Raw genomic sequence first — 1,815 nt, 5'->3', positions numbered from 1 at the left:
CGCGACGTCACGAGCCTCACCCTCGGCGTCGAGGAGGCGGAGCTCGGTCACGTTCGCCGGCTCCCCGCTCCCCGCGGAGCTCGCGACCGTGACGTTCACCGCAGTGCGTTCGCCGACGACCGGGTCGGCGGGGCCGACATCGATCGAGTCGACGGTGATCCGTGCGTCGGGGACCCCCACAGCGCCGCCGACTGCCGCGACCGCGGCGAGGCAGGCGAGCAGGAGGGCTGTCGTGCGAGTAGATGGCAAAGTCAATCGATCTACGGGTTCTGGTAGGATATATGCGTCGTAGGCGGTCGATTCGTGAGGCAGGCTGCCGTCCGTTCCTAGTGCAGGATACCGTCCGTTTGTCGGACGACGACGCCGTCGTCCGGAGTAGTCAGAGGCCACGCGGCCGGTCCGACACGTACCGGTTAAGGAGGGTTTTTCAACCGTCCCGCGTTATCTACCGGTAATGAGCGAACTCGCCACCGCGCGAGCGGGTGAGAAGCGATGATGGGCGGCAACGACCAGCAGGCGTACGACCGCGGGACCTCGCTGTTCTCGCCCGACGGTCGTATCTACCAGGTGGAGTACGCTCGCGAGGCAGTCTCGCGGGGCGCACCGAGCGTCGGCGTCCGGACGGCCGAAGGGGTCGTCTTCGTCGCGATGTCGCGCGCCAGCTCGACGCTGATGGAGGCAGAGAGCATCGAGAAGCTCCACAAGCTCGATGACCACCTCGGCACGGCGAGCGCGGGCCACGTCGCGGACGCCCGCCAGCTGATCGATCTCGCCCGCCGCCAGTCGCAGGGGAACCGTCTCCGATACGGCGAACCAGTCGGCGTCGAGACGCTGACGAAGTTCATCACCGACCACATCCAGGAGAACACCCAGCGTGGTGGGACGCGACCGTACGGCGCTGCCCTCCTCATCGGCGGCGTCGAGAACGGCGAGCCGCGGCTGTTCGCGGCCGACCCCTCCGGCACGCCCAACGAGTGGAAGGCGACCGTCATCGGCGGCGGCCGCAAGGCGATCCAGGGACATCTCGAGGAGTCGTGGACGGACGAGCTCTCCCTGACTGACGGGATCGAGCTCGGACTAGCCGCGTTGGCGGCACACGACGACGAGTTCGGCCCGAACGACGTCGCGGTCGCCACGATCACCGAAGCTGACGGCTACCGGACCGTGCCCGAGAGCGAGGTCGCGGAGTCGTTCGACGCCGCCGGCCTGAGCGCGGGCGACGACGAGTCGGACGCGGAAGACGACGACGCCACGACTGACTCGGACGACGAGTCGGACGCGGAAGACGACGACGCGGCTGACGAGTAGTCCGCCGGACGCACGCCTTTTTGCTCGGCGGTCGCGAATCGACCCCATGGTACGTCTCGGCGATCTGATCGCGTATCCGATGAAGTCGCTCGACGGCGTCGCCGTCGAGCGTGCCGAGCTGGGTCCGAGCGGGGCACTCCGCGGCGATCGCTCGTACGCGCTCGTGGAGGCTGGCGTGGACCCGGAAACCGCGTCCGTCGGCGGGAACGGCGGCTACGTCAACGGGAAGCGCGAACCGGCGATCCATCGGTTACGGGCGAGTTACGAGCTCGCGGGGGCGACGGACGCGACCCCGACCGCCGTGACGCTCGAACGGCCGGCGCGCGTCGTCGACGGGGATACCGTCCCCGCCGATGAGGAACGGTTCGCGCTCCCCGAGGACGCGGCCGAGCTCGAAGCGTGGATCGGCGAGTACCTCGGCTACGCGGTCGACCTCGTCGCCGACGACGCCGGCGGGTTCCCCGACGACCGCGCCGCTCCCGGTCCGACGGTCGTCTCGCGTGCGAC

Annotated in this window: 2 protein-coding genes and 1 pseudogene; 2 read left to right on the top strand and 1 reads right to left on the bottom strand. The window is 69.4% G+C overall.

The genetic code is table 11. From position 1 onward, the window contains the following. Window positions 1-249: pseudogene (locus ACFQEU_RS15395) on the bottom strand (hypothetical protein); the annotation flags it as partial. Between the two features lie 243 nt (window positions 250-492). On the opposite strand from ACFQEU_RS15395, the gene ACFQEU_RS15390 reads away from it, so the two are divergent. Together ACFQEU_RS15390 and ACFQEU_RS15385 are read left to right on the top strand one after the other, a co-directional pair. After that, entirely contained in the window at window positions 493-1,308 is an 816-nt protein-coding gene (locus ACFQEU_RS15390) for an archaeal proteasome endopeptidase complex subunit alpha (RefSeq protein ID WP_379783587.1), read from the top strand. 46 nt (window positions 1,309-1,354) lie between these two features. Then, on the top strand, window positions 1,355-1,815 hold a 461-nt coding region (locus tag ACFQEU_RS15385), incomplete at its 3' end, for an MOSC N-terminal beta barrel domain-containing protein (RefSeq protein ID WP_379783585.1).

This window comes from Halorubrum tibetense (genome assembly GCF_042661865.1).
GTDB lineage: Archaea > Halobacteriota > Halobacteria > Halobacteriales > Haloferacaceae > Halorubrum > Halorubrum tibetense.
This window is presented reverse-complemented; position numbering and strand designations above follow the sequence as displayed.

Bases quoted from the DNA above. Each gene is read 5' to 3' on its own strand.
- ACFQEU_RS15390 (WP_379783587.1), top strand. From the start codon at position 493: ATGATGGGCGGCAACGACCAGCAGGCGTACGACCGCGGGACCTCGCTG.